The organism is Streptomyces flavofungini (assembly GCF_041028215.1).
GTDB lineage: Bacteria > Actinomycetota > Actinomycetes > Streptomycetales > Streptomycetaceae > Streptomyces > Streptomyces flavofungini_B.
This window is the reverse complement of the sequence record NZ_JASKYR010001273.1, coordinates 1-1,150: the sequence shown is the minus strand read 5'-3', so window position 1 is coordinate 1,150 and position 1,150 is coordinate 1. Positions and strand designations below refer to the sequence as shown.

The following is a 1,150-nucleotide window of genomic DNA, read 5'->3' as shown; positions in this document are numbered from 1 at the left end:
GGCGGATCGGATGGAACGGTCGGGGTGGGGACGGCGGTCGCGACGACCGGCAGGGCTGCGGGGATCGGCGTGGCTGCGTCGACCGGCGTGGCTGCGCAGATGGGCGGGGCCGCGGAGACCGGCGTGGCTGCGGGTGCCGCGCACCGTGCGGGGGCGGCGCAGGGCGGTGCAGGCGGTCATGGGGCTGTGCGTGCTCGCGCTGCTGCCCGCGACCTGGCTGTTCGTGACGACGGACGAGAAGATCGGGACCGTCGCGGACGCCCCGAGGACCCGGGTCGCGGTGGTCTTCGGCGCCGGACTCTGGAAGGGCGAGCCCTCCCCCTATCTGGCCCACCGCCTGGACGCGGCTGCGGATCTGTACCGCACGGGCCGGATAGAGGTGGTCCTCGTCACCGGCGACAACAGCCGGGAGGAGTACGACGAGCCGGACGCGATGCGCGCCTATCTGAAGAAGCACGGCGTGCCCGGCCGCAGGATCGTGAGTGACTACGCGGGCTTCGACACCTGGGACTCCTGCGTGCGCGCCAAGAAGATCTTCGGCGTGGACCGTGCGGTGCTGATCAGCCAGGGCTTCCACATACGCAGGGCGGTCGCGCTCTGCGACGCGGCGGGCGTCTCGTCGTACGGCGTCGGGGTGGACGCCAAGCACGACGCGACCTGGTACTACGGCGGCACCCGGGAGGTGTTCGCGGCGGGCAAGGCCGCCCTCGACGCGGTGTTCCGGCCCGACCCGCACTTCTTGGGCCCACGGGAGCCGGGCGTGGAGCGGGCGCTGGCCTCGCGGCGCTGAGCCCCCCGGTTGCGCGGAGCCGAGCCGCATGCGCGTCGCGTCGAGCCCCAGCATGCTGGGCCCCGGGCGCACCGGCTCTCGGCCTCACAGCGCGGGGCGGGCGCGGCTGAGGTCGGCTTACCGCGTGCGTAACGCGACCGCGCGGAGGCGCGTAACAGTGGCGGCGCAGGCTGTGCGGCATGCACTCCACGGCGACATCCCCGGCCACCGGGACCTCCCCGGCCACCGCGACACCGGCGGACCCCGCGACACCGGTGGCCCCTGCGACACCGGCGGGACGCGGGGCCTCGGCAGAGGTGACGGCGACGGCGACGCACTGTCCGTACTGCGCGTTGCAGTGCGGGATGGGGCTGGCGGCGG

The 1,150-nt window shown here is 74.6% G+C and carries 2 protein-coding genes and 1 pseudogene; 2 read left to right on the top strand and 1 reads right to left on the bottom strand.

Annotated elements, in window-relative coordinates:
• A partial coding sequence (locus tag AB8Z36_RS40370; protein WP_369218325.1) for a hypothetical protein occupies nt 1-180 on the bottom strand: 180 nt, incomplete at its 3' end.
• On the opposite strand from AB8Z36_RS40370, the gene AB8Z36_RS40365 reads away from it, so the two are divergent.
• Entirely contained in the window at nt 134-790 is a 657-nt protein-coding gene (locus AB8Z36_RS40365; protein WP_369218324.1) for a SanA/YdcF family protein, read from the top strand. The two genes, AB8Z36_RS40370 and AB8Z36_RS40365, sit on opposite strands and share 47 nt — an antisense overlap.
• Before the next feature lie 179 nt (nt 791-969).
• Nucleotides 970-1,150 (top strand): annotated as a pseudogene (locus AB8Z36_RS40360) (hypothetical protein); the annotation flags it as partial.